This window comes from Peptostreptococcus sp. MV1 (assembly GCF_000758885.1).
In the GTDB taxonomy this organism is placed as follows: domain Bacteria; phylum Bacillota; class Clostridia; order Peptostreptococcales; family Peptostreptococcaceae; genus Peptostreptococcus.
Map to the genome: position 1 here is coordinate 1 of NZ_JRNB01000087.1, position 21,953 is coordinate 21,953.

Annotated in this window: 19 protein-coding genes; all 19 read left to right on the forward strand. The window is 36.6% G+C overall.

Annotation, left to right across the window (positions count from 1 at the left end):
• Positions 1-633: 633 nt before the first annotated feature.
• The 19 genes from HMPREF1639_RS06490 to rhuM (HMPREF1639_RS09600) all read left to right on the forward strand — a co-directional run bounded on the left by HMPREF1639_RS06490 (position 634) and on the right by rhuM (HMPREF1639_RS09600) (position 21,644).
• Complete coding sequence (locus tag HMPREF1639_RS06490) at positions 634-1,248, forward strand: TetR/AcrR family transcriptional regulator (protein WP_036764629.1); 615 nt, start codon at positions 634-636, stop codon at positions 1,246-1,248.
• Between the two features lie 66 nt (positions 1,249-1,314).
• On the forward strand, positions 1,315-1,914 hold the full coding sequence (locus HMPREF1639_RS06495) for an MptD family putative ECF transporter S component (RefSeq protein WP_000797113.1): 600 nt from the start codon (positions 1,315-1,317) through the stop codon (positions 1,912-1,914).
• Positions 1,915-2,619, forward strand: a complete 705-nt coding sequence (locus HMPREF1639_RS06500; protein WP_001162459.1) for an energy-coupling factor transporter transmembrane component T — start codon at positions 1,915-1,917, stop codon at positions 2,617-2,619.
• A complete protein-coding gene (locus HMPREF1639_RS06505; protein WP_036764631.1) occupies positions 2,616-4,085 on the forward strand; it encodes an ABC transporter ATP-binding protein in 1,470 nt (489 codons plus the stop codon). The genes HMPREF1639_RS06500 and HMPREF1639_RS06505 overlap by 4 nt, the downstream gene beginning before the upstream one ends.
• Entirely contained in the window at positions 4,075-5,829 is a 1,755-nt protein-coding gene (locus tag HMPREF1639_RS06510) for an ABC transporter ATP-binding protein (protein WP_000791333.1), read from the forward strand. The genes HMPREF1639_RS06505 and HMPREF1639_RS06510 overlap by 11 nt, the downstream gene beginning before the upstream one ends.
• Positions 5,826-7,580: an ABC transporter ATP-binding protein gene (locus tag HMPREF1639_RS06515; RefSeq protein WP_036764633.1), complete on the forward strand. Its 1,755-nt coding sequence runs from the start codon at positions 5,826-5,828 to the stop codon at positions 7,578-7,580. The genes HMPREF1639_RS06510 and HMPREF1639_RS06515 overlap by 4 nt, the downstream gene beginning before the upstream one ends.
• Positions 7,577-8,161 (forward strand): L-2-amino-thiazoline-4-carboxylic acid hydrolase, encoded by a 585-nt coding sequence (locus HMPREF1639_RS06520; protein ID WP_009346326.1) that lies wholly within the window; start codon positions 7,577-7,579, stop codon positions 8,159-8,161. The genes HMPREF1639_RS06515 and HMPREF1639_RS06520 overlap by 4 nt, the downstream gene beginning before the upstream one ends.
• Positions 8,162-8,902: a class I SAM-dependent methyltransferase gene (locus tag HMPREF1639_RS06525; protein WP_001077894.1), complete on the forward strand. Its 741-nt coding sequence runs from the start codon at positions 8,162-8,164 to the stop codon at positions 8,900-8,902.
• A gap of 19 nt (positions 8,903-8,921) precedes the next feature.
• A complete protein-coding gene (locus HMPREF1639_RS06530; protein ID WP_000739616.1) occupies positions 8,922-9,530 on the forward strand; it encodes an MptD family putative ECF transporter S component in 609 nt (202 codons plus the stop codon).
• A complete protein-coding gene (locus HMPREF1639_RS06535) occupies positions 9,530-10,225 on the forward strand; it encodes an energy-coupling factor transporter transmembrane component T family protein (RefSeq protein ID WP_001226868.1) in 696 nt (231 codons plus the stop codon). Before HMPREF1639_RS06530 ends, HMPREF1639_RS06535 begins: the two co-directional genes overlap by 1 nt.
• Positions 10,222-11,619: an ABC transporter ATP-binding protein gene (locus tag HMPREF1639_RS06540; protein WP_000566323.1), complete on the forward strand. Its 1,398-nt coding sequence runs from the start codon at positions 10,222-10,224 to the stop codon at positions 11,617-11,619. Before HMPREF1639_RS06535 ends, HMPREF1639_RS06540 begins: the two co-directional genes overlap by 4 nt.
• Before the next feature lie 21 nt (positions 11,620-11,640).
• On the forward strand, positions 11,641-13,020 hold the full coding sequence (locus HMPREF1639_RS06545) for an MATE family efflux transporter (protein ID WP_036764637.1): 1,380 nt from the start codon (positions 11,641-11,643) through the stop codon (positions 13,018-13,020).
• Entirely contained in the window at positions 13,017-14,840 is a 1,824-nt protein-coding gene (locus HMPREF1639_RS06550) for a serine hydrolase domain-containing protein (RefSeq protein WP_017646122.1), read from the forward strand. The genes HMPREF1639_RS06545 and HMPREF1639_RS06550 overlap by 4 nt, the downstream gene beginning before the upstream one ends.
• A gap of 277 nt (positions 14,841-15,117) precedes the next feature.
• On the forward strand, positions 15,118-15,534 hold the full coding sequence (locus tag HMPREF1639_RS06555; RefSeq protein WP_001051308.1) for a sigma factor-like helix-turn-helix DNA-binding protein: 417 nt from the start codon (positions 15,118-15,120) through the stop codon (positions 15,532-15,534).
• A 449-nt stretch (positions 15,535-15,983) separates the two neighbouring features.
• Positions 15,984-16,130 (forward strand): SHOCT domain-containing protein, encoded by a 147-nt coding sequence (locus HMPREF1639_RS09265; RefSeq protein ID WP_001058405.1) that lies wholly within the window; start codon positions 15,984-15,986, stop codon positions 16,128-16,130.
• 62 nt (positions 16,131-16,192) lie between these two features.
• Positions 16,193-17,959, forward strand: a complete 1,767-nt coding sequence (locus tag HMPREF1639_RS06565; RefSeq protein WP_019107289.1) for a recombinase family protein — start codon at positions 16,193-16,195, stop codon at positions 17,957-17,959.
• 103 nt (positions 17,960-18,062) lie between these two features.
• Entirely contained in the window at positions 18,063-20,555 is a 2,493-nt protein-coding gene (locus tag HMPREF1639_RS06570) for a DUF4268 domain-containing protein (RefSeq protein WP_330371704.1), read from the forward strand.
• A gap of 307 nt (positions 20,556-20,862) precedes the next feature.
• The gene (gene rhuM / locus HMPREF1639_RS09595; RefSeq protein ID WP_330371703.1) at positions 20,863-21,240 is read left to right on the forward strand and encodes a RhuM family protein; all 378 of its coding nucleotides are present in this window, start codon (positions 20,863-20,865) and stop codon (positions 21,238-21,240) included.
• Positions 21,241-21,242: 2 nt separating this feature from the next.
• Positions 21,243-21,644 carry a RhuM family protein gene (gene rhuM, locus HMPREF1639_RS09600; RefSeq protein WP_330371705.1) on the forward strand — a complete coding sequence of 134 codons (402 nt, stop codon included), beginning with the start codon at positions 21,243-21,245 and terminating at the stop codon, positions 21,642-21,644.
• Positions 21,645-21,953: the final 309 nt, after the last annotated feature.

Below are 21,953 nucleotides of genomic sequence, written 5' to 3' on the forward strand. Positions count from 1 at the left end.
GTTAATTTAATTTCAAGTCTTTCATTTCGCATTCTATTTGTCATAGATAAATCCTCCTTTGAATGTATTTCGGGTCTTAGGGTACACCCTAACAAGTTAAAAATTGATAAAAAAAGAAGCAGATCCCANAGGGCTGCTTCATCAATTTTTTCGTAAGTGTCCGTACACTTACTGTGCTTGCTACAAAAGAATGATTAGGGTAGCAAGCGTTAAGCTTTTATTAAGTATTACATTTGTATTATACCATAAATCAATTCCTTTAGCTGTATTTATATCATAGGTTTTGTATTAATTTTAAAATATTTCTCTCCATAGAAGAACGCAGATTTGTTGATTTATATGGTGAATAATTCCAATCGAAGGACTTTTGTAATTCTTTATTATTTTGCAATAGTTTACATTCATAATAAACATTTCTTTGTTTTAAGGCTCAAAAAGTTCTGGATTAAAGATAACATTAGCATTATAAGTTTAATTTGTTCTCGTATGATTTAATTTTTAGAGTAAATTTCAAACAGGAAATTGAAAAAATGTGAATATTATTATGAATGTAAAAAAACTATTGACAACAATATACCATCGGTATATACTGGTAGTATATACCGATGGTATATTGTTGATGGAGGTGTTTAAATGACTATTTCTGAGACTCAAAAGAAAATATTGGCAGTCGGCAAGAAAGAATTTTTAAAAAAAGGATTTAAGGATGCTTCACTTAGAATAATTGTCGAGGAAGCAGGATTTACGAAAGGTGCTTTTTATGGTTATTATCCTAATAAAGAGGCCTTATTTGAAGCTATTGTTTCTGATGTAGCTGATGGGTTAATAGAACAGTTCAAAGCTGCACAAGATGCACATTTTGATTTAATTCCAGAAAATAAAACTTTAGAAAGCAGAGAGCTGTCTACAAAATATCTTTTGCATTTTGTGAATTATATTTATGATTATTTTGAAGAATTCAAGCTTGTAATTTGCTGTTCTGAAGGCACAAAATACGAAGATTATATTCATGAACTTGTAGAATTGGAAGTATCCCGTACGGAAAAATATTACGCTATTCTTAAAGAAAAAGGCAAAATGGCAGGAAACGTCAGTCATGATTTACATCACATGATTACCAGTGCATATTTTACAGCTGTTTTTGAAACGATTGTGCATGATATGACAAGAGAACAAGCCATTAAATATGTTAAAGAGCTTGCAGTTTTTTTTAATTCGGGATGGGATGGACTTTTAAGGTTTAAATAAAGCGTAAAATTTTCACGCAAGGTTAGCAAAGGCTAACAACTATATTTAGAAAGGATATAGATTATTATGAAAAATAGAGAAAATATATTACTAACAAGAGATTATATTTCCATAGGCGTTTTTTCACTTATTTATTTTGTTATTGCATTTGTTATAGGCGGTATCGCACAAATGACACCTGTCACTTTTCCGTTTATGCCGATGATAGTAGCTTTATTTGCGGGCAGTGTTTTTATGTTATACACCGCTAAAATACCGAAGCGCGGATCACTTTCCATACTTGGTATACTTGCCGGAATCTTGTTATTTGTTACCGGTATGTTTTGGATGATGTCGGTATTTTTCATCGTATTTGGATTTATTGCGGACTTTATTTGCCAATCAGGAAATTTCAAATCATTCAGAAGAAATTTACTTGCCTATTGCGTGTTTGCGCTGTCTCCAATGGGAGCCTATATTCCCATGGCTATCATGCCTGCACAGTTTGATGAATTCATGCGTAGAAAAGGAGATGTTTCTTCTTTTGAAGGAATCATCAATGCTATTAGAATAAATTGGTGGGTTATCCCCTTAATGATTTTGGGGACAATTATTTGTGCCATAATCGGAGGCCTTATAGGTAAAAAATTATTGAAAAAACATTTTGAAAAAGTGGGGATTATATAAATGGCTTTAGATCCCAGAACAAAGCTGCTGATTTTATCAATAACAAGTATTTCCGTGTTTCTGAATGAAAGTATCGTTATAGAATGCCTTTTTACAGCAATCCCTATATTATTGCTCTTACAGGCGAAAGAGTTCCGTACTGCTTCAAAATACGGAATTCTCTTTATTGTGTTATTGATGGTACAGCTTTTTGTTATATCAAAATTACCTGTTACGATCGGAGGCATCATATATATGTTTGATGTCTATATAAGAAAACTTATTCCTTGTTTTATGCTCGGCACATTTTTAATACAAACTACAAAGGTCAGTGCTTTTTTAGCTGCATTCAGTCGATTGCATTTGCCTAAAGGTTTCACTATTGCACTTTCTGTTACATTGCGATACTTTCCGACAATGGCTGAGGAATGGAACTATATTAAGGACGCCATGGCTCTTCGAGGGATAACCGCTTCTTTTACAGGATTTTTACGCCATCCGGTCAAAATAATGGAGTATGTATATGTACCCATGCTGGTATCTGCTTCTAAAATCTCTGATGAAATCACACAAGCCGCAATTACAAGAGGAATAGATCATGTCGGAAGGCGCAGCTGTATGGAAAAAGTTTGTTTTTCAATCCATGATGCTCTGATTGTAACAATCTATATAGGGATTATTTGCATGATATTTTTTGATTTTTTACGAGGAGGTGTATTCCCTTGATTGAATTTATAAAACTTTCTTTTTCCTACAAGGATATGGAAAAAGCTTCTTTACGGGAATTACACTTAAATATTCCAAAAGGACAATGTGTTCTCTTGTGCGGTGCATCAGGATGCGGAAAAACGACTCTTACCAGATTGGTAAACGGGCTGATTCCTCATTTTTTTGAAGGAAAACTTTCAGGCAAAGTAACTGTAAAAGGAATGAATGTTGCCGAGACCGAAATTTCAACTCTTTCCGATAGTGTCGGCACGGTTTTTCAAAATCCGAGAACACAATTTTTCAACACAGATACAGATAGTGAAATTGTTTTCGGACTGGAAAACAGAATGCTGGAGATGAAAGAATTAAAACAGCAGCTTGAAAGGATTACTAAAGATTTGCATATAGAAAAATTAAAAGGATGCAGCATTTTTGAACTTTCCGGAGGGGAAAAACAAAAAATTGCATTTGCGTCTGTGTATGCCACGAATCCGGATATTTTTGTATTGGATGAACCGTCCTCAAATCTGGATTTTCATTCCGTGCTTGAACTGAAAAAACTGATAGAAAAAAAAAAACAACAAGGGAAAACGATTATCATTGCAGAACATCGCTTGTGGTATTTAACAGATGTTGCAGACAGGGTCATCTTAATGCAGGAGGGTCAGATTTTTAAGGATATGAGTATACAGGATTTTTGCGAGCTCCCGCTTGAACAAATACAAAATATGGGGCTCAGGTGTCGAAATCTTTCTGAAATCAAAACAAATACCAATGATAAAAAATTTTCCCAACACACCTTAGAGCTGAAAGATATTCATGTCAAATATGGTGAAAAGATTATCTTGCAAAACATCTCTTTTACCGCAAATGGTGGAGAGATCGTCGCAATTACCGGCGCAAACGGAACAGGAAAAACGACACTGGCACGCACGATATGCGGACTGATAAAACAAAAATCGGGAAATATTTTTGTAGACGGCAGGAGTTTGTCTGCAAAAGCGCGTATTAAAAAATCTTACATGGTGATGCAGGATGTCGGACATCAACTTTTTACGGATTGTGTGGAAACAGAATGCACACTCGGAACAAAAACAACAGATGAGTCTGTTATTGACGAAACTTTATCGGCCTTATCTCTTTCCGAATTAAAAAACAGACATCCCCTTTCACTTTCAGGAGGACAAAAACAGAGGTTGGCAGTGGCAATCAGCTTGCTTTGTGATAAAGAAATTCTTATTTTCGATGAACCGACCAGTGGGCTTGACTTAAAAAGCATGCGGGAAGTAGGAACGATGGTAGAGAGACTTTCTGAACAGGAAAAAATCCTGCTCATTATTACACACGACATTGAATTTATAAAAACAATATGTTCCAGAGTTTTGCTTTTGTCAGGCGGTAAAATAATTGCCGATTTGAGAGGTGAAGAAAAGAAAAATATCGAAAAATATATTTTAGCAGAAGGAGATCGAAATGAAGAATAAGAAGAACAAAAACACATTGCATCGCTTATTTGAGTTTGCCGGATCATGTAAAGGCTTGCTTTTAAGTTCGGTTGTTTTTGCCGTTCTTGGTGCAGGGTTTGGAATCGTCCCGTATATTGCAGTTTCACGCATTATTATTCAAATATGCGCCGGCGATTACAGCTTGAAATCAATCATGCCGATGGCAGTAATTGCTCTTTTGGGGTACCTTTTGCAGCTTGGTCTATCAACTGTATCTACGGTGCGGTCTCACAAAGCCGCATTTACTATACTAAAAAATATTCGTACTGCACTTACGAAAAAGTTGTCACGAGTGCCCATGGGATTTGTCTTGGATACCCCGTCAGGAAAATTCAAAACGATGCTTGTAGATACGGTTGAAAAACTGGAGTTACCCCTTGCTCACATGATACCGGAATTAACAGCAAATATTATGATTCCTGTCTTAATGTTGATTTATTTCATGTTCCTTGATTGGAGGCTGGCACTTATTGCTCTTGCAACCTTTCCTGTCGGGATGCTCTGTTATATGGGAATGATGAAAGATTATGAGAAGCGTTATGACAGAGTTATTAAAGCCGCAAAAGCTATGGATGCCGCTACGGTTGAATATATAGGCGGAATCGAAGTGGTTAAGGCTTTTAATCAAAGTAGCGATTCTTATCGCAAATATGCAGAGGCGGTAAAGGAGAATGAAAATTCTAAATCGGAATGGTTCAAAAAGACGAATCCGTACTATGCGGCAGGTATTGCAATAGCACCCTCAAGTCTAATCGGAGTTCTTCCTGTCGGAAGTTTGTTTTATATAGGCGGAAGCATAAGCGCAGGCAGTTTTATATCCTGCATTATTTTATCATTGGGCTTGATTGCTCCGCTTATTCAGGCATTGCGATATACAGACAGCCTTGCTATGGTAGATGCCACCGTAAAAGAAATCGGAAGCCTTTTGGATACGGAAGAAATGGAACGCCCGGAAAAACGAGTACAGCTTAAAGGAGAAAAAATAGAATTTTCCAACGTCTCTTTCTCTTACAAGGATACAGAGGTTTTACACAGCATTTCCTTTGAAGCGAATGAAAATGAAATGACGGCTTTGGTCGGACCGTCGGGATCGGGCAAATCCACTGTCGCCAGACTCATTGCGTCTTTTTGGAATGCGGGAAGCGGAACCGTGAAAATAGGCGGTGTCGATGTGCAGAACATACCGCTTTCGCAGATAATGGAACATATTGCGTATGTTTCACAGGATAATTATTTGTTTCATCTTTCTATACGAGAAAATATACGAATCGGTAAGCCGGATGCTACAAACAGCGAAATCGAAAATGCAGCAAAAAAAGCGGCATGCCATGATTTTATTACATCACTTCCCAATGGCTACGATACCGTTGTCGGAGACAGCGGAAGCAATCTTTCCGGCGGAGAAAAGCAGCGCATTGCCATTGCAAGAGCCATATTAAAAGACAGCCCCGTAGTTATTTTAGATGAAGCTACCGCCTTTACAGACCCTGAAAATGAGTCGATAATTCAGCACTCCATCAGCGAGCTTGTAGCGGGAAAAACGCTGATTGTCATTGCACATCGATTATCTACTATCACATCAGCCGATAAGATTATCGTCATGAATGCAGGAAATATAGAAGCGGAAGGAAAACATGAGGAGCTTACCCAAAATTGTGTTCTTTACAGAGAACTTTGGAATACACATATCAGCACGCTTGATATGAAGGAGGTATCAGCATGATTCAGATGTTCAGACGACTTTTGGATTTTTCCGGAATGGAAAGAAAAAGATTGATTTTATCGTTTATTTTTCATATGTGCAATTCCGTGTTTGAGATGCTTCCCATTATGGCTGTGCTTGCAGTTTTGAACGGAATACTATTATCACTTTCAAGTGGCTTCATGTCGATTAAAACAATATGGGCAGCCTTGGGGATTATGCTTTTAAGTATTTCAGGACGCATTCTATTTACGAATCTTTCCGCTGTAAAAAGAACCCTTGGAAGCTTTTCCATGTGTTCCAAATGGCGCATGGAGCTTGGCGAAAAATTAAAACGCGTACCTATGGGATATTTTAATGAGCATCGCCTTGGAGATATTACAGCGGCAGTTACTACAACACTTGGAGATCTGGAAACCAATGCAGTTACCGTCATGGAAGCGGTAGCCGGAGGATTTATCCACGCTGCAGTGATAGGGATATGGCTTTTGTTTTATGAATGGAAAATTGGAGTTTTGATGTTCATAGGGCTTTTTCTTTCCCTTTGTGTGTACGCAAAAACACAAAAAGCTGGTATGAAATATTCTCCGCGCAGGCAAGCTGCACAGGCCGGACTTGTTACAGGCATTTTAGAATATATACAGGGGATGTCCGTGATAAAGGCATTCGGACTTGCCGACCGTTCGGACAAATCCGTAGACGCTGCAATCAATGAAAGCGCAGAGGCAAACATCGCTTTAGAAAAAGTTTTCTCCGGCTTAGCTGCCGTCTTTCAAATGATATTCAAATTTGCCAGATTCGCAATCCTTGTTGTTGCACCATACCTGCTTATGAACGGAGAAATAACTCCTGAAAAGTGCCTGCTCCTTATTGTCGCAAGCTTTATGATTTATACGACTGTGGAGCTTGCAGGAAGTACGGCTGCCGTTGCAAGAGTTGTGGATGCTTCTTTAGACAGATTGGAAACAATATCCAATATTCCCCTTCTTGATGAAAAGGGAACAGACCTTATCCCGAAAGCATACGACATAACCGTTTCAAACATTTCCTTTGCATATGAGGAAAAGGAAATTCTGCACGATATAAGCTTTTCTGTTCCTCAAGGTACGAGCTGTGCCATTGTAGGACCATCAGGCTCAGGAAAGACGACCCTTTGCAGTTTAATTGCACGCTTTTGGGACGTAAAAGATGGTGAGATTCTTTTAGGTGGCGTTAATGTAAAAGACTATACTTGCGATAGCCTTCTTAAGAATTTTTCCATTGTGTTTCAAAGGGTTTACCTTTTTGAAGATACCATTGAAAATAACATTCTTTTTGGAAAACCGCAGTCAACAAAAGAAGAAATAGTGTCCGCGGCAAAGAAAGCATGCTGCCATGATTTCATATCCGCACTTCCGGATGGATACCAAACAAAGATTGGAGAAGGAGGTGCAACCCTTTCCGGCGGTGAGAAGCAGCGAATCTCTATCGCACGAGCGATTTTGAAAGATGCACCTGTTGTCATTTTAGATGAGGCTACGGCAAGTGTCGATCCTGAAAACGAACGGGAATTGCAGCAGGCTATTTCAGAGCTGACAAAAAATAAAACGCTTCTGATGATTGCTCACAGGTTGAATACAGTTCGAGAAGCAGATCAAATTCTTGTTCTTGAAAATGGACGAATTGTGCAAAGAGGAAAACATCAGGAGCTGATACAGCAGGAAGGACTTTATCGACGATTTGTTGAAATTCGGGGAAATGCAATTGGATGGAAATTAGGAGGCCTGGAATGACATACAAAAAATTTTACTTCGGAAAGTTAAATGCACAGATATTAAAAAAAATAGATGCGGAACATAAAACAAAAATGAAGCAGCTCATCAAAGAAATCAATCAAGGATCATGGACGGAAAAACAGAAAAAAAGGCAAAAAAGAAGCATTATTTCAAATATAGCCCTATACCGATGTTTCATAGATAAAGGGCTTTCAAAAAATGAGGCAAAAGAATTGGTAAAGGAGTATTCATTTTATGTTGCCCAAAAGGCACATAAGCTTTTGAAAACATTTTTTTATATCCCCGGGTTTTTCAGGCTGTTCCGCTTGTTTATGAAAAAAGGGATGTCGGGCGATGAAATATGGAAAAGCAGAATCCTGTCGGATGACGGGGAATACTACCGTGTCGATGTGCTCAAGTGCCTTTGGGCGGATACCTGCAATTTTTTTGAATGCCCAGAGCTTTGTGAGATATTCTGTCTGTGTGATCATATCGTATTCGGAAATATAAAGGGATTTGTATTTGAAAGAAGTCAGACACTGGGAATGAACGGTGAAAAATGCGACTTTTGCTTCATAAATAGGAAAGGGGAAAGTTAAATGAATAGGGCTGAGGAAAAATGGTCCGGGGATGCCGGAAAAATGAAAATGTTTCTTCTTCAAGAAATAGAAGAAAGAGGTCTGGAATGGAGAGGTTTGTTAGAACGGTGTCTTGGAGATTGTCAAAAAAACAAAATTTTAGATGTCGGATGTGGAACCGGGTTTATTTCGCTGCTTCTTGCACAAATTGGGTGTGATGTCATTGCAATAGACAATAATGTCGCAATGCTCAAGGAAGCTGAAAAAATATCTGAGGAGTTAGGATTTTCAAATAAAATCACTTTTATGCTTAAAGACACAGAGTTAGTGGATTTTCCCGATAATACCTTTAATGCAGTGGTCTCAAGACATGCCTTTTGGCTATTTAATAATCCGAAAAAAGTTTATGCGCAGTGGTACAGAATTTTGAAATCCGGCGGTTGTATGCTGAATTTAGATGCAAATTGGCTTTTCCCTTTTTGGGGAGAGGAACAGGCAAAGCTCTTTCAGTCAGATGAAAACATTTTAACAAAACGCTACGGCAAATTTCAGGATTATTATCATGATACAGATATGATGGACGAATTGAAAAAACTCCCTTTAAGTTATATAAAACGCCCGGAATGGGATTTGGAAACATGCAGAGAAACAGGTTTTAAGAACATTGAAACAGAGACACTGTTACAGGAAAAGTATTGGAATCCTTTTATGGCACGCAGGTATCGCACGATGCCGACCTTTATCATCAAAGCTCAAAAGTAATATTTACGGAGGAAAATAAATGAAAAAAAATAAAGCATTAAAATGGGAAATTAAAGATGTCATTGCGGCTGCTCTGTTGAGTCTCTTTCTCATTCTCATCCAGTTTATTGTAAATATGGTATGCATGACCAATCATTTTGTCAGTATGGTTTTATCAGTTGGTTTTACCATGTTCTTATGTGCACCTGTCTATTATCTGCTTTTGTGTCGGGTAAGGAAGCACTTTGTCAGCCTTGTTTATATGAGTATCGTCGGTATGATTTATCTGTTGATGGGGAACTGGTATCTTTTACCGTACTTTGTTGCAATTGGTATGATATGCGAAGCAATCTTGTGGAAAGATTGTTCTGAAAGGAATTCAAAACAAATTATAGCATCGTGGACTGTTGCCAGTCTTTTATATAACGGTGTCAATTTACTGCCGATTTGGTTCTTTTGGGAAACCTATTACAGCTTTGCAAAAAGCGGTGGCATGGATCAAAGCTATATAGACTCATATATCAGCTACTATAAGACTCCCGGATGGATTATATTCATTGTTATCTTTACGGCGATATGTGGGCTTGCGGGTGGTCTGGCAGGCAAAAAAATTATGGGAAAACATTTCAAAAAAACGGGACTTCTATAATGAGAAAAATTTCTTTTGCTGTCATAACTAAAATATGGGGATTCATTTGTGTACTAATAGCCATTTATATGGGAAAAGATGTCGTTTTCAGCTGCATCCTTACAATTGCCACTTTTTTATATTTAGGTATACAAGGGAAATGGAAAATCGTATTTGATTACGGCATATTCTATATCTTATTGGGAATTTTACTCTACGCCATACAACGTTTCGGACTTCATATGCTGATTTTTTCGGAGTTTTATGTGCTGATGCTTTGGAATCTTTCTCCTGCTTTCTTGGTATCATGGGATTTGATTACAACACCGCCTGGAAAAATTTCGGCATTCCTAAGTTCCATTCACCTTCCTACATCCGTTATTTTGGGTGTCCTTGTAGTATTTAGATTCTTCCCTACCATGAAATCGGAGTTAAGGAGTGTGTATCTATCTATGAAAAACAGAAATTTGACAGGTCTTAAACAGATATTGCAAGCACCTGCAAAGACATGTGAATATGTGCTGATTCCCCTACTCGTCAGAATCTTGATGATAGCAGATCAGCTTTCTGTTTCAGCTATTGCAAGAGGTGGGGAATCACCGGGGAAAAGAAGCAGCTACTATGAGAGCAAGATTGAAATAACGGATATATTTGCCATGATTTTATGGTTCGCTTTGATATCGGGTTATTTATGGATAGGAGGCATGAGAATATGATCGACTTACAGAATGTTTCCTTTCAGTATGCGGATAGCAATTATGGTGTGACGAATATAAATTTAGTGATAAAAGCCGGTGAATGTGTGGTTTTGACAGGAAAATCAGGATGTGGAAAAACGACCATTACAAGACTTATCAACGGTCTTGCTCCAAAATATTACAAAGGAACAAAAAAAGGCAGTATACGAATTGCAGGAAAAGATATTGAAATGATGCCGTCCTATGATATCGGTAAAATTGTTGGCAGCATATTTCAAGATCCTCAAAGACAATTCTTTTCATCAGAGCTTGAGGGTGAAATAGCATTTGGATGTGAAAATTACGGTTTCTCAAAGTTTGAAATTCAAAAAAGAACAAAGGATGCTATTCATAAGATGAGATTGGAAAACATAGGAAAGATTTCCTTAGATTTGCTTTCAAGTGGTGAAAAACAACGAGCAGCAGTAGCTTCTGTATATGCAATGCATCCGGAGGTTTTTGTGTTTGATGAGCCGACTGCAAATCTGGACAAAGACGGCATCATTCAAATGAAAAACATCCTTATGCAGTTAAAGAAAGCAGGATACACATTGCTGATTGCCGAGCATCGTCTCAGTTGGACAGAAGAACTTGCCGACAGGTATTTATATATGAAAGACGGACAGATACAGCATGAATATTCTTCTTTAGAATTTAGTACAATGAATGACTTGGAACGCATTTCAAAGGGACTTCGCCGTATTATAAATAAACCTTTTACAAAACAGATTGCCCCACCCCGAACGGACAATATTGCAATACAAGGAGAAAGGCTCTCTCTCAAGAAAAATAAAAAACAAATATTAAAAAATGTGGATATTTTTGCTAATGAGAAAAGTGTTACTGCAATCACAGGCAACAATGGTGCGGGAAAAACCAGTTTAGCTTTAATTTTAAGCGGACTTGAAAAATTAACAGAAGGTAATGTTTATATTCATGGTGAGAAGGCAGGGTACAGAGAACTTTGCAAACATACCTATTACTGTTCAAATGACACAGGGACACAATTTTTTACAGAAAGCATTTCAAAAGAACTTTTGCTTGGAACAAAATATGATGCAGAGAATTTAGAAAATGCAAAAAAATTGCTTAAGGATATGTGTTTATACGAATATAAAGATTCTCATCCTGCTTCCTTGTCGGGAGGTCAAAAACAAAGACTTGCAGTATGCTGTGCGTTGTTGTCAGGTAAAGATATTTTGATACTTGACGAACCGACCAGTGGCTTGGATGCCGAAAATATGTTTTTGATTGCAAGGGAACTAAAGAAAGCTGCAGAAAAAGAAAAAACTATTTTGGTAATCACTCATGATGAGGAATTTATGGATGCTTGCTGTGAATACAGAATAAGTATCGATAAAACGCAAAAATAAAGGACAAGGAGGGTTTTTATAATGGATGTTCGTGATAAATTACTTATGGAAAATCCTTGGAAATTGATGATTCATCTTAGTTTGCCGGCAATTTTGGGTCAACTGATAGTAGGATTATATGCCTTTGTCGATTCAATTTATGTCGGGCAAATGGTGGGAACCGATGCCATGAGTGCAGTTTCGGTGGCATCTCCGTTTGTATTAATCAATAATGCGATTGCTGTTCTTCTTGGGATAGGTTCGGGCTCTGTACTTTCTCGGGCAATCGGAAAAAAAGATAAAGAAACCGTGGATAAGATTATAGGAAATCTAACTTTCTTGGTAATCGTTTTATCATCAGTAGTTATGATTATCGGTATCATATTTGCTCCTGAATTTTTACGCTTATCTGGTGCCGGCGGTGAAGTGATGGAGATGGGTGTTTCTTATTTAAGAACAGTATATCTCGGCTCCATATTCGTAAATTTTATGCAGGGTGCAAATATGGTAATAAGGGCAGAGGGTCGCATGGGAATTGCAATGGGAATCATGGCGGCTGGTGCTATTTTAAATATTATATTAGATCCTATATTCATTCTGTTTATGCCATCTCGAGGACCGCAAGCTGTTGCAATCGCAACTGTGATTTCTCAAATCAGTCAAGCTTTGGTCACCTTAATATACTTCTTGAAAAAAAGTCCGGTGGTTCGTTTTCATGGGATAAAACCTGCAAAAGATTTATTACCTGAAATTTTTTCCGTGGGAATGAGCGCTATGCTCATGCAAATTATGATGTTGGTTCAAATGACAGTTGTATATAATACGGCAGTGCATTTTGGCGGAGAAAAGCAAATAGCTCTTATGGGAGCCGCTCAAAGAGTTATGCAGCTTGCATTTGTTCCGATATGGGGAATGAGTCAAGGGATGCAGCCCGCTGTCGGAACAAATTTCGGAGCAAAAGAATATATAAGGGTTAAAAAACTTACGAATGTATTTATTATAGGTTCTACTTGTCTTGCCGGATTTTTCTTTGCCATAATTGAAATTTTTTCAGTGCAGATATTATCTGCATTTATTACCGATTCAGTTATTGTAAGTTCAGGATTATCTAATTTTAGGCTTATGTACTGCATATTTCCTACTTATGGCATGCTCATAATGACAGTCACTTATTTTCAGGCTATCGGTAAAGCAAAGCAGGCAGGAGTATTGGTTATACTAAGGCAACTTGCGCTTGTAATCCCTTTAGTATTGATATTACCTCGTTTTCTGAACGAAAATGTTCTCGGAGTATGGCTGGCGTTGCCTTTGAATGATGTCGTTATAATTTTGATTGCCATTATATTGCTAATTAGTGAATACAAGCGCATTACTAAGCTTGCACAGGAAATAAACAAGGTTAATGTTGGTGAGATATCATGAAAAAAATCGTCATTTTGAGTTGTTTCATTGCTTTTGCCTTTGTCGTTTTATTTCCGCGTTCCTTTATTTTTGCTGCGGAAGAAACTGAACATTACGAAACTGTTATTGATAAAGTTGCGGATGCGTATATAGGTAAAAGCGTTCCAGGTGCATGTGTCATTGTATCTGAACACGGAGAAATTGTGTTTTCAAAAGCCTACGGATACGCTGATTTAGAAAAAAATATACCTATGGATCCTGAAAACACAGTTTTTGAATGGGGATCAATATCAAAAACCTTTATATGGGTAGGTGTGATGCAATTAAATGAAGAAGGAAAAATTGATTTGGATGCGGATATTCGCAACTATCTACCAAAAGGTTTTTTGAAAAATTTACACTATGATACACCTATTACAATGCGTCATCTCATGAATCATACGGCGGGCTTCGAGGAGCAGCTTATTAACCTTCGCTATTTTGAAAGTGATAAGGAATTTACATTAGCCGAAGTCTTGTCCTCACATCAACCCGAACAGGTATTTTCACCGGGCAAGGTAAGCGCATATTCTAACTGGGGCGCTGCATTAGCTGCATTTATTGTAGAAAGAGTGAGTGGTCAAAATTACAAAGAATATGTAAATGAACACATTTTGAAACCTTTAGATATGAACAATACATCGATAGGTCCATTTCAAAATGATAATCCTACGATTTTGGCAAGAAAGGCAGTCGGTTATTCTTTTTTTGAAAAGGGATTCCGCAAAGAACCGAATATGTATTTAAGAATGTACCCTGCTGGTGGAATGAATGGCTCAGCTGGGGATTTGTTGAATTATGCACAAGAGCTGGCTAAAAATAATGATAAAGATAATCTATTGTTTAATAATCCTCATACTAAAAAAGAAATGTTTACAGAAACCTATCGCTCCTATGGTGCAAATTCAGGTTTATCTCACGGCTTCTGGCAATATGCGAATAATCCGGAAATGCATGGACATGAAGGTGGAACATACGGATTCAAAACACAAATATGGGTAGAACCGAAAAATGAGAGAGCAATTTTAATATTGACAAATGTAATGGAGACGGAGTTTTGCTCGGAGATTATGGAAAAAATTGCATATACAGAAGCTGATGAAAAAAAGATAAAAGAAAATTTAGATCTCAAGATGTTAAGCGGAGATTATCTTCCTGCCCGCTCTGCATTGAAAAATGTTGGAAAAATACAAGGGAAAAAGCAAATGATTTCCATTAGAGTGACAGATGGAAATCGTCTTTGTCTTACCATGCCATTTGAAGATAAAAAGCAATATTACGAACAAATAGATTCTAACATTTTCTTTTGCAAGGATGCGAGTCCTGAAGAAAAAATACTTGCTTTTAATATAAATGACGGCAAAGTACATTCTATGAGCTTTAGATTAGCTCATGATTATATCCCTGCCACTAACACACAAGGGAAAATAGCATTTTTGTTCAGCTTGGGAACTTATATATCAACCACATTATTATTTTTAACATTACTGATTATATGCATCATTTCAACGCTACAAAGGTGGAAGAGATGTATGCGACATCATATATATCTATATATTTGTGGAGCTATGCTTGGGATTTCTGGAATTACAGGAATGGCTCATTGGTTTTCAATATATGAAATTCTTGCTCATGAACTTATGATTATTATTATTGCTGGATGGTGTTTTAGTATTATAGGGATTTTATGTGGAGGATATGCAATTTTCAAAGAAAGAAGTATCAAAAACAGTGGATTACTACTAATATTTATAGCTCAGATTTTTTCGGCATATTATCTTGGGTTTTTAACTGTTGTATAGAGGATCTTTTAAAAGAATGCTCTAATATATATTTTTCGAGTAAGGAAAATTTGATTAAATAGTGGAGGTAATTGCTATGTGTTATGTAGGGTCTGTTATTTATATAGAAAATAATAATAGACCTTTTTGATGTCAGTAATTATTATAAACAATTAAATTTAAAACATTTTGGAAGAACAGGTTTCTTCCGTTTTCGAGGACTTTTTATGCTTATGTGCAGGAGTCCTCCTTTTTTGTCTGAAAAACAAATAGACAAAAAAGAAATGGAGGAAACTTTATGGCAAAAGAGTATTACCTTTATGTCAGAGGGCAAAAGGTAAAAGTCAGTGAAGATATTTATAAAGTCTACTGGCGAGAAAAAGAACACGAGAAGTATTTAGAGCAGGTGGACAGAAAAAACCACCTGCTTTTCTTTTCCTCTTTGGATCATGATGGGAATTTTGTAGATAACATCGCTGATGAAAGCGTTGATGTAGCAAAGATTGTTGAAACACAGATGATGATTGAGGCAGTCAGAAATGCTATATCAAAACTAAACGATGAGGAAAGGGACATCATAGAGCGTTTGTATTTCAATGATGAAACGCTATCAAGCATAGCGAGAGGTAAGAAAGTGAGCTATCAAGCTATACAATGGCGAAAAAATAGCATTCTTAAAAAACTAAGTGTGCTATTGGAAGAATTTATGAAGTAATCGCCTTGTGCATGAGGGCAGATTTTCCTTGTATAAAGTGAAGGGAGATCTGTCCTCTTAATCTAATTGAAGAATTATTTTCAAGAATTGCTTAAAAGAAAATCTCTCTAAAAGCCAATAGGCACTTGTTCCTTGACAAACTGAATAGACCAAGGTAGGACTTTATCTACTTGTGGAGAATTATGACTTACGCCATGACCTTTCTGCTGAAAGAAATTTTGGTTTTATGAATACTGATAAATCAAGGAAACAAGAAAGCGAGCGATAAATAAGAATACATAAAAACAGATGTGGCAATCTGTTCGTTGAAACAAGTAGTGATAATGATACTTCAATAGTTTAAGCCGGCTCGTCTGGAATAAGAGGCGGAGGTGAGATTCCTATGTTGCTGCCAAGCACCTACCAATGTCATTAAACTTAAAAATAAATTTGAATGAGGAGGAGTTGAAATGAATAATGAATTATTAAAATACAGCCTCCAATTATCTATGCTGTCTATGTTACTTTCTAAGCACTTACTCAGCGATATTGAATATAAAAAGATAAAAATTAAATTGATGAAAAAGTATAACATTCCCACAGAATTATATTTATAATGTCTTGGAAGTGTGGTATAATAAAACTGCATAGAAAGATACAAAAAAAGGAGGCGGGTGCAGTGAAAAGAGATGTAAAAGTTATTAAAGGTGATACCACACTGAAAAGAACTGCATCAGGCTGTGTAGAGCGCTCAATAAAGAGGGTAGCAGCTTATTGCAGAGTCAGCACGGATACCGAAGATCAAATTAACAGCTATAATTCTCAAGTAGAACACTACACAGATTTTATAAAGCAAAATAATGAGTGGACACTTGCGGGGATATATGCTGATGAAGCGATAACCGGCACACAGGTTGACAGAAGAATTGATTTTCAAAGATTAATCAATGATTGTATGAACGGAGATATAGATATGGTAATTACAAAATCTATATCAAGATTTGCAAGAAATACTTTAGACACCTTGAAATATGTTAGAAAGCTGAAGGAATACAATGTTGCAGTATTTTTTGAAGAAGAAAATATCAATACATTAACGATGGATGGCGAATTGCTTTTGACTATTTTAAGTTCAGTCGCTCAACAGGAAGTGGAAAATATTTCAGCCAATGTTAAAAAAGGCTTGAGAATGAAGATGGAAAGAGGAGAAATGGTCGGGTTTCAAGGCTGCTTAGGTTATGACTATGATCCGGAGACCAAGAGTATTTCCGTCAATGAAAAAGAAGCTGAGATTGTACGATATATTTTCAGGAGATACCTTGAAGGTGTTGGTGGGATGGTTATTTCCAGAGAGCTTGAAGAACAAGGTTATTTATCACCAAGAGGGCATAAGAGGTGGACTGAAACCACTGTTTTAGGAATCATTAAGAATGAAAAATACAAGGGCGATCTTCTTATGGGCAAAACATTTACTGTTGATCCTATTTCAAAAAGAAGATTGGATAACTTCGGAGAACAAGATAAATTCTATATTGAGAATCATCACGAACCTATTATTTCTGAAGAAGATTTTGAAAAGGCGCAGGGGATTAGATTAAGAAGAGCAAAAAATAGAAATACTGTTGCTAACAATGGTGGCAAAAGAGAAAAGTATTCAAGAAAATACGCCTTTAGCAGTATGCTTGAATGTGGTTTTTGTGGACACATGCTTTCAAGAAGAAATTGGCATTCAAGCTCTGAATATACAAAGGTAATTTGGCAATGTGTTAATGCAACAAAAAACGGAAAGAAATATTGTCCACATAGCAAAGGCATTGAGGAAGAAGCCATAGAAAAAGCATTTATGGAAAGCTATCGTCAGGTATGCCACAATAATGTAGAAATTACAAATGAGTTCTTGAAAACTGTGGAAGAAGAGCTAAAAGATAATAGCTTAGCAAAGGACTTGAAGAAAATAAGCAATCAACTTGATAAAATACTGAAGAAAGAAAAAGACCTTGTAGAATTAAGACTTAATGAAGCAATCAGTATGGAGATATATCAAGAGAAATATAATGAAATAGCCATAAGCAAGGAAAAATTGCTCGAAGAAAAGAGGACTTTAGAGGTAACACTGACTGATGAAAAAGCATTGAAGAAAAGGCTTGAGGGGTTTAAGAAGTTACTGGAGTCTAATAAATATCTTGAAGAGTTTGATAGGACAGTATTTGAAAGTATAGTAGACAAAATCGTAATCGGTGGGACAAATGATGATGGTGATATTGATCCTGCAATGATTACTATCATATATAAGACAGGGAAAAAGGATTCTCAAAACGGACGATTATTCAAGAGCAGAAGAAAAAATGCAAAGGTTGTTGAGGAAAATGATGGCGATAAATTGTATTCTCAGTCAAGCAACGAGGTTAATAAATTGTGTTCCTATTCAACAGACAACACACTGTGAGAGTGTCGTATTGATGACAAGAAAACAAGATAAATAAGCACCAGAAAGCAAGTATTTTGGAGGTGGAAGTATGAAAGGTTCAGAATGTAGATTAATAGAATATATGGAGGGTTCTAAAAAGCGCTTTATAATTCCGGTTTACCAGCGTAACTATGACTGGAAGATACAGAACTGTAAACAGCTTTATGACGACCTTGTTAAAGTGATAAAAAACAAAAGAAAAAGTCATTTCTTTGGAAGTTTGGTTTCTGTTTATGAACCATCTGGAAGAAATACGGAGTTTCTTGTAATCGATGGCCAGCAAAGACTAACAACGGTGTCATTATTGCTCTTAGCAATGTATAATCTTATCAAGTCTGGGATAGTAACACCGAGAGACGCTTTCATAGACAATCAGATTTATGAGGATTTCTTGGTTGATAAATATCAGCCAGAGGAAACTCGTGTTAAGCTAAAACCTGTAAAGAACGATCAAAAGGCATTTGGCAAACTGTTTAATGATGTTAATGAATACATTATGGAGTCAAATCTTACCACTAACTACAATTACTTCTATGAAAGAATCCAAAAGCAGGAAATAACGATTGATGAACTCTTTGATGCAATATGCAGATTGGAGATTATTAACATCACATTGAACAATGAGGATAACCCTCAGTTAATATTTGAAAGCTTGAATTCAACTGGTCTTGATTTGAGCGAGGGTGATAAAATCAGGAACTTTATCTTGATGGGGCTTCCTTCAAAAGAACAAGATGAGTACTATGATAAATATTGGAATAGGATTGAAGAATTTACTAAATACGATGTTAGCTCCTTTATAAGGGATTATTTGAGTGTCAAGCAGTTTGCAATAGCATCACAAAAGAAGATTTATATAAGTTTTAAGGACTATGTCGATAGGCAATCAATTGAAACAGAAAACCTTCTTAAAGATTTACTGGCATATGCTAAACGATATGAAATTTTGCTATGTGGGGGAACAAAGAACAAGGCTTTAGATGCATGTATTTATAGGCTAAATAGATTGGAGACAACGGTTACAAGACCATTCTTCCTTGAAGTATTAAGGCTTTATGATGAAAATAAACTGGATATGTCGCAAGTTGCCGAAATATTTTTGATTACAGAAAATTATTTATTCAGAAGAACAATATGTGACCTGCCGACAAATGCACTGAATAAAATATTCCTTATGCTCCATAGAGAAATCACCAGGTATGAAGATAATGATGTAGGATATGTTGAAAAATTTAAGTATGCACTTTTATCAAAGAAAGAAAGGGCACGCTTCCCTGATGATGATGAATTTTCTGAAAGGTTTACTGACAGACAGGTCTACCAGATGAATAGCAAGAATAAGATTTATATCATGGAACGTCTTGAAAATTATTCTACCGCAGAAGACAAGGATGTATATGGACATTGTGATGATGGTACCTATTCCATCGAGCATATAATGCCCCAACATTTGACTCCCGCGTGGGTTAAGGTCCTTGGAGAAGACTATGAAGAGATTCATGAGATATGGCTTCATAGAATTGCAAATCTGACTTTGACTGCCTATAACTCAAAGTATAGTAACAGTACATTCGATGAAAAGAAATCAATGAAGAATGGACTTGAAGACAGTGGTATTCGAATGAATACTTATATTGCTAAGAAAGATAAATGGACTTTGGCTGAACTGGAAGAGCGTAACCAATATTTGATGGGACGGGCTCTTGAAATTTGGTTTGCACCGGCAAGCACATTTAAGCCGGCAGAAAAACAGATGGATTCATATACTTTGGACGATGACACTTCTTTAAGCGGAAGATTAATTGCACGTTTTAGTTATAAGAATACAGAGCAGCCAGTTTCAAGTTGGGTGGAAATGTTCCAGAAAGTATTGCAAATTCTATATGCTGAAGATAAGAGCGTGATTACAAAACTTGCTGTTTCTACAGAGGATAACGTCGCACAACACTTTACCATGAATGTAGCGGATTTCAAAAAGAATGTTGAAATTGGGGATGATATTTTCGTATGGACTAATACAAGCACACAGAGCAAGATTTCAGTATTGAACAGAGTCTTTAAATTATACGATGCCGATCCAAGTGATTTAGTTTTTTACTTACGTGATGAAAGCGAAGAGAAAGAGACAGATATAGGAACGCGATACGAGATACGAAGAAAGTATTGGACTTATGCATTAGAGATTATAAAAGAAGCTCATAGAGAAGGTGGTTCTTTTACTAACGTAAATATATCAAAAAATAACTGGATTAGTGGTTTCATTGGAATTAACGGATTTAAGATTATCTGTGTAGCAAACTATGATTTTGCAAGGGTTGACTTGTTTTTAGGAAAAGCTAAGAAAGAAGATAATAAAAAAGCTTTTGATATTCTGATGACTCATAAGGATGATATTGAAAAGACTTTAGGAGTATCGCTCATTTGGTACCGCGGTGATGATATCAAGTCATCAAAGATTTCATATCAGTTAAATGGTGTAAGCATAAAAAATGAAACTGACTGGTTGAAGATGGCAAGGTTCCATGCTGATTGGAGTAAAAAATTCTATGATGTTATAGTGCCTTATCTTGGATGATATGAGGCCAAGATGGTAAGTACGTTTAGAGACTTGAAATGATAAAGAATAAAAAATTAATCAACATATTCCCATATACGAGGCATTTGTAAAATACCAAATTTTATCCATACTAACCACTCAAACCATTGTGAGAGTGTCGTATTGATGTCAAGAAAATAAGATAACAGGATATAAGACTGTTGAAATCAATGGCTTTTGTGGTTGGAGAAATAATAAATATAATACAAATTATCCATAAATTATTGTTTAGTATTAAAAAGTGTCACCACTGGTGACACAATCTAAATAATCGGAGGTGGTTGCGTTGGCAAAAAAGAAAAATGAAATAAGCATTCGTTCAAGTGCAGCAGAATATCTTACCTACCTTGCTTCTGTCGGAGAGCAGGAAGATAGCATTGAAATGCGCTACGAAGATGAAAATATATGGCTGACACAGAAGATGATGGCTAGGCTTTATGATGTTGATGTGCGTACAATTAGTGACCATATCAAAAAGGTGTATTCAGATAGCGAGTTGGAAGAAACGGCAACTATCCGAAAATTTCGGATAGTTCAAACCGAGGGTTCTCGCCAGGTTCAGAGAGAAGTGAACCATTATAACCTGCAGATGATTATTGCTGTCGGCTTCAAGGTAAACAATGAACGTGCCGTGCAGTTCACGGTCACACGGCTGCTGAATTGATTGTGGAGCGAGCCGACCACCAAAAGGAACATATGGGACTTACCACCTGGGCAGATGCTCCGGACGGCAAGATTAAGAAAAGTGATGTGACGATTGCAAAGAATTATCTGAGTGAAAATGAATTGCATCAATTGAACCGTATGGTAACGGCGTATTCGGATTTTGCTGAAAACATGACTTTAAGACGTATTCCTCTTACTATGGAGGATTGGGAAAAGAGACTCAACAGCTTTATTGAAATGTTTGATTATGGCATTTTGCAGGATGCCGGAAAGGTTTCTGCTGAAATAGCCAAACTCCACGCCGAAACTAAGTTTGAAAAATATCGTATCATTCAAGACAGATTGTTCATGTCGGACTATGACAGGTATCTGCTTGAATTAGAGAAAAAGGCGAAGAAGTAATAAAAAAGCAAATGTAAAAGCATTTTGACACGTATTTTCTGCGATGTCAAAGCCGTTTGGCAGACTACAAGTTGTGGTTTTCCTATAATAAAAGTGCAAGGGAGGTGCAATGGCGTGGACACTACGAGAATATCTGTCCTTACTATCATACTTTGTAGAAAAAATCGGAATTAGCTTTGAAAGATGTATAACTGCAAAAATTAATTCAAAGACAAAATAAGTAATACCTGGTGTTAAGTTTGGGATTTATAAAGGCTATACGAATGAAGATGTTCCTTATGGAAAAATTAAGAGTGTATGTAATTTTTT

Bases quoted from the DNA above. Each gene is read 5' to 3' on its own strand.
- HMPREF1639_RS06490 (WP_036764629.1), top strand. From the start codon at position 634: ATGACTATTTCTGAGACTCAAAAGAAAATATTGGCAGTCGGCAAGAAA.
- HMPREF1639_RS06495 (WP_000797113.1), top strand. From the start codon at position 1,315: ATGAAAAATAGAGAAAATATATTACTAACAAGAGATTATATTTCCATA.
- HMPREF1639_RS06500 (WP_001162459.1), top strand. From the start codon at position 1,915: ATGGCTTTAGATCCCAGAACAAAGCTGCTGATTTTATCAATAACAAGT.
- HMPREF1639_RS06510 (WP_000791333.1), top strand. From the start codon at position 4,075: ATGAAGAATAAGAAGAACAAAAACACATTGCATCGCTTATTTGAGTTT.
- HMPREF1639_RS06515 (WP_036764633.1), top strand. From the start codon at position 5,826: ATGATTCAGATGTTCAGACGACTTTTGGATTTTTCCGGAATGGAAAGA.
- HMPREF1639_RS06520 (WP_009346326.1), top strand. From the start codon at position 7,577: ATGACATACAAAAAATTTTACTTCGGAAAGTTAAATGCACAGATATTA.
- HMPREF1639_RS06525 (WP_001077894.1), top strand. From the start codon at position 8,162: ATGAATAGGGCTGAGGAAAAATGGTCCGGGGATGCCGGAAAAATGAAA.
- HMPREF1639_RS06530 (WP_000739616.1), top strand. From the start codon at position 8,922: ATGAAAAAAAATAAAGCATTAAAATGGGAAATTAAAGATGTCATTGCG.
- HMPREF1639_RS06535 (WP_001226868.1), top strand. From the start codon at position 9,530: ATGAGAAAAATTTCTTTTGCTGTCATAACTAAAATATGGGGATTCATT.
- HMPREF1639_RS06540 (WP_000566323.1), top strand. From the start codon at position 10,222: ATGATCGACTTACAGAATGTTTCCTTTCAGTATGCGGATAGCAATTAT.
- HMPREF1639_RS06545 (WP_036764637.1), top strand. From the start codon at position 11,641: ATGGATGTTCGTGATAAATTACTTATGGAAAATCCTTGGAAATTGATG.
- HMPREF1639_RS06550 (WP_017646122.1), top strand. From the start codon at position 13,017: ATGAAAAAAATCGTCATTTTGAGTTGTTTCATTGCTTTTGCCTTTGTC.
- HMPREF1639_RS06555 (WP_001051308.1), top strand. From the start codon at position 15,118: ATGGCAAAAGAGTATTACCTTTATGTCAGAGGGCAAAAGGTAAAAGTC.
- HMPREF1639_RS09265 (WP_001058405.1), top strand. From the start codon at position 15,984: ATGAATAATGAATTATTAAAATACAGCCTCCAATTATCTATGCTGTCT.
- HMPREF1639_RS06570 (WP_330371704.1), top strand. From the start codon at position 18,063: ATGGAGGGTTCTAAAAAGCGCTTTATAATTCCGGTTTACCAGCGTAAC.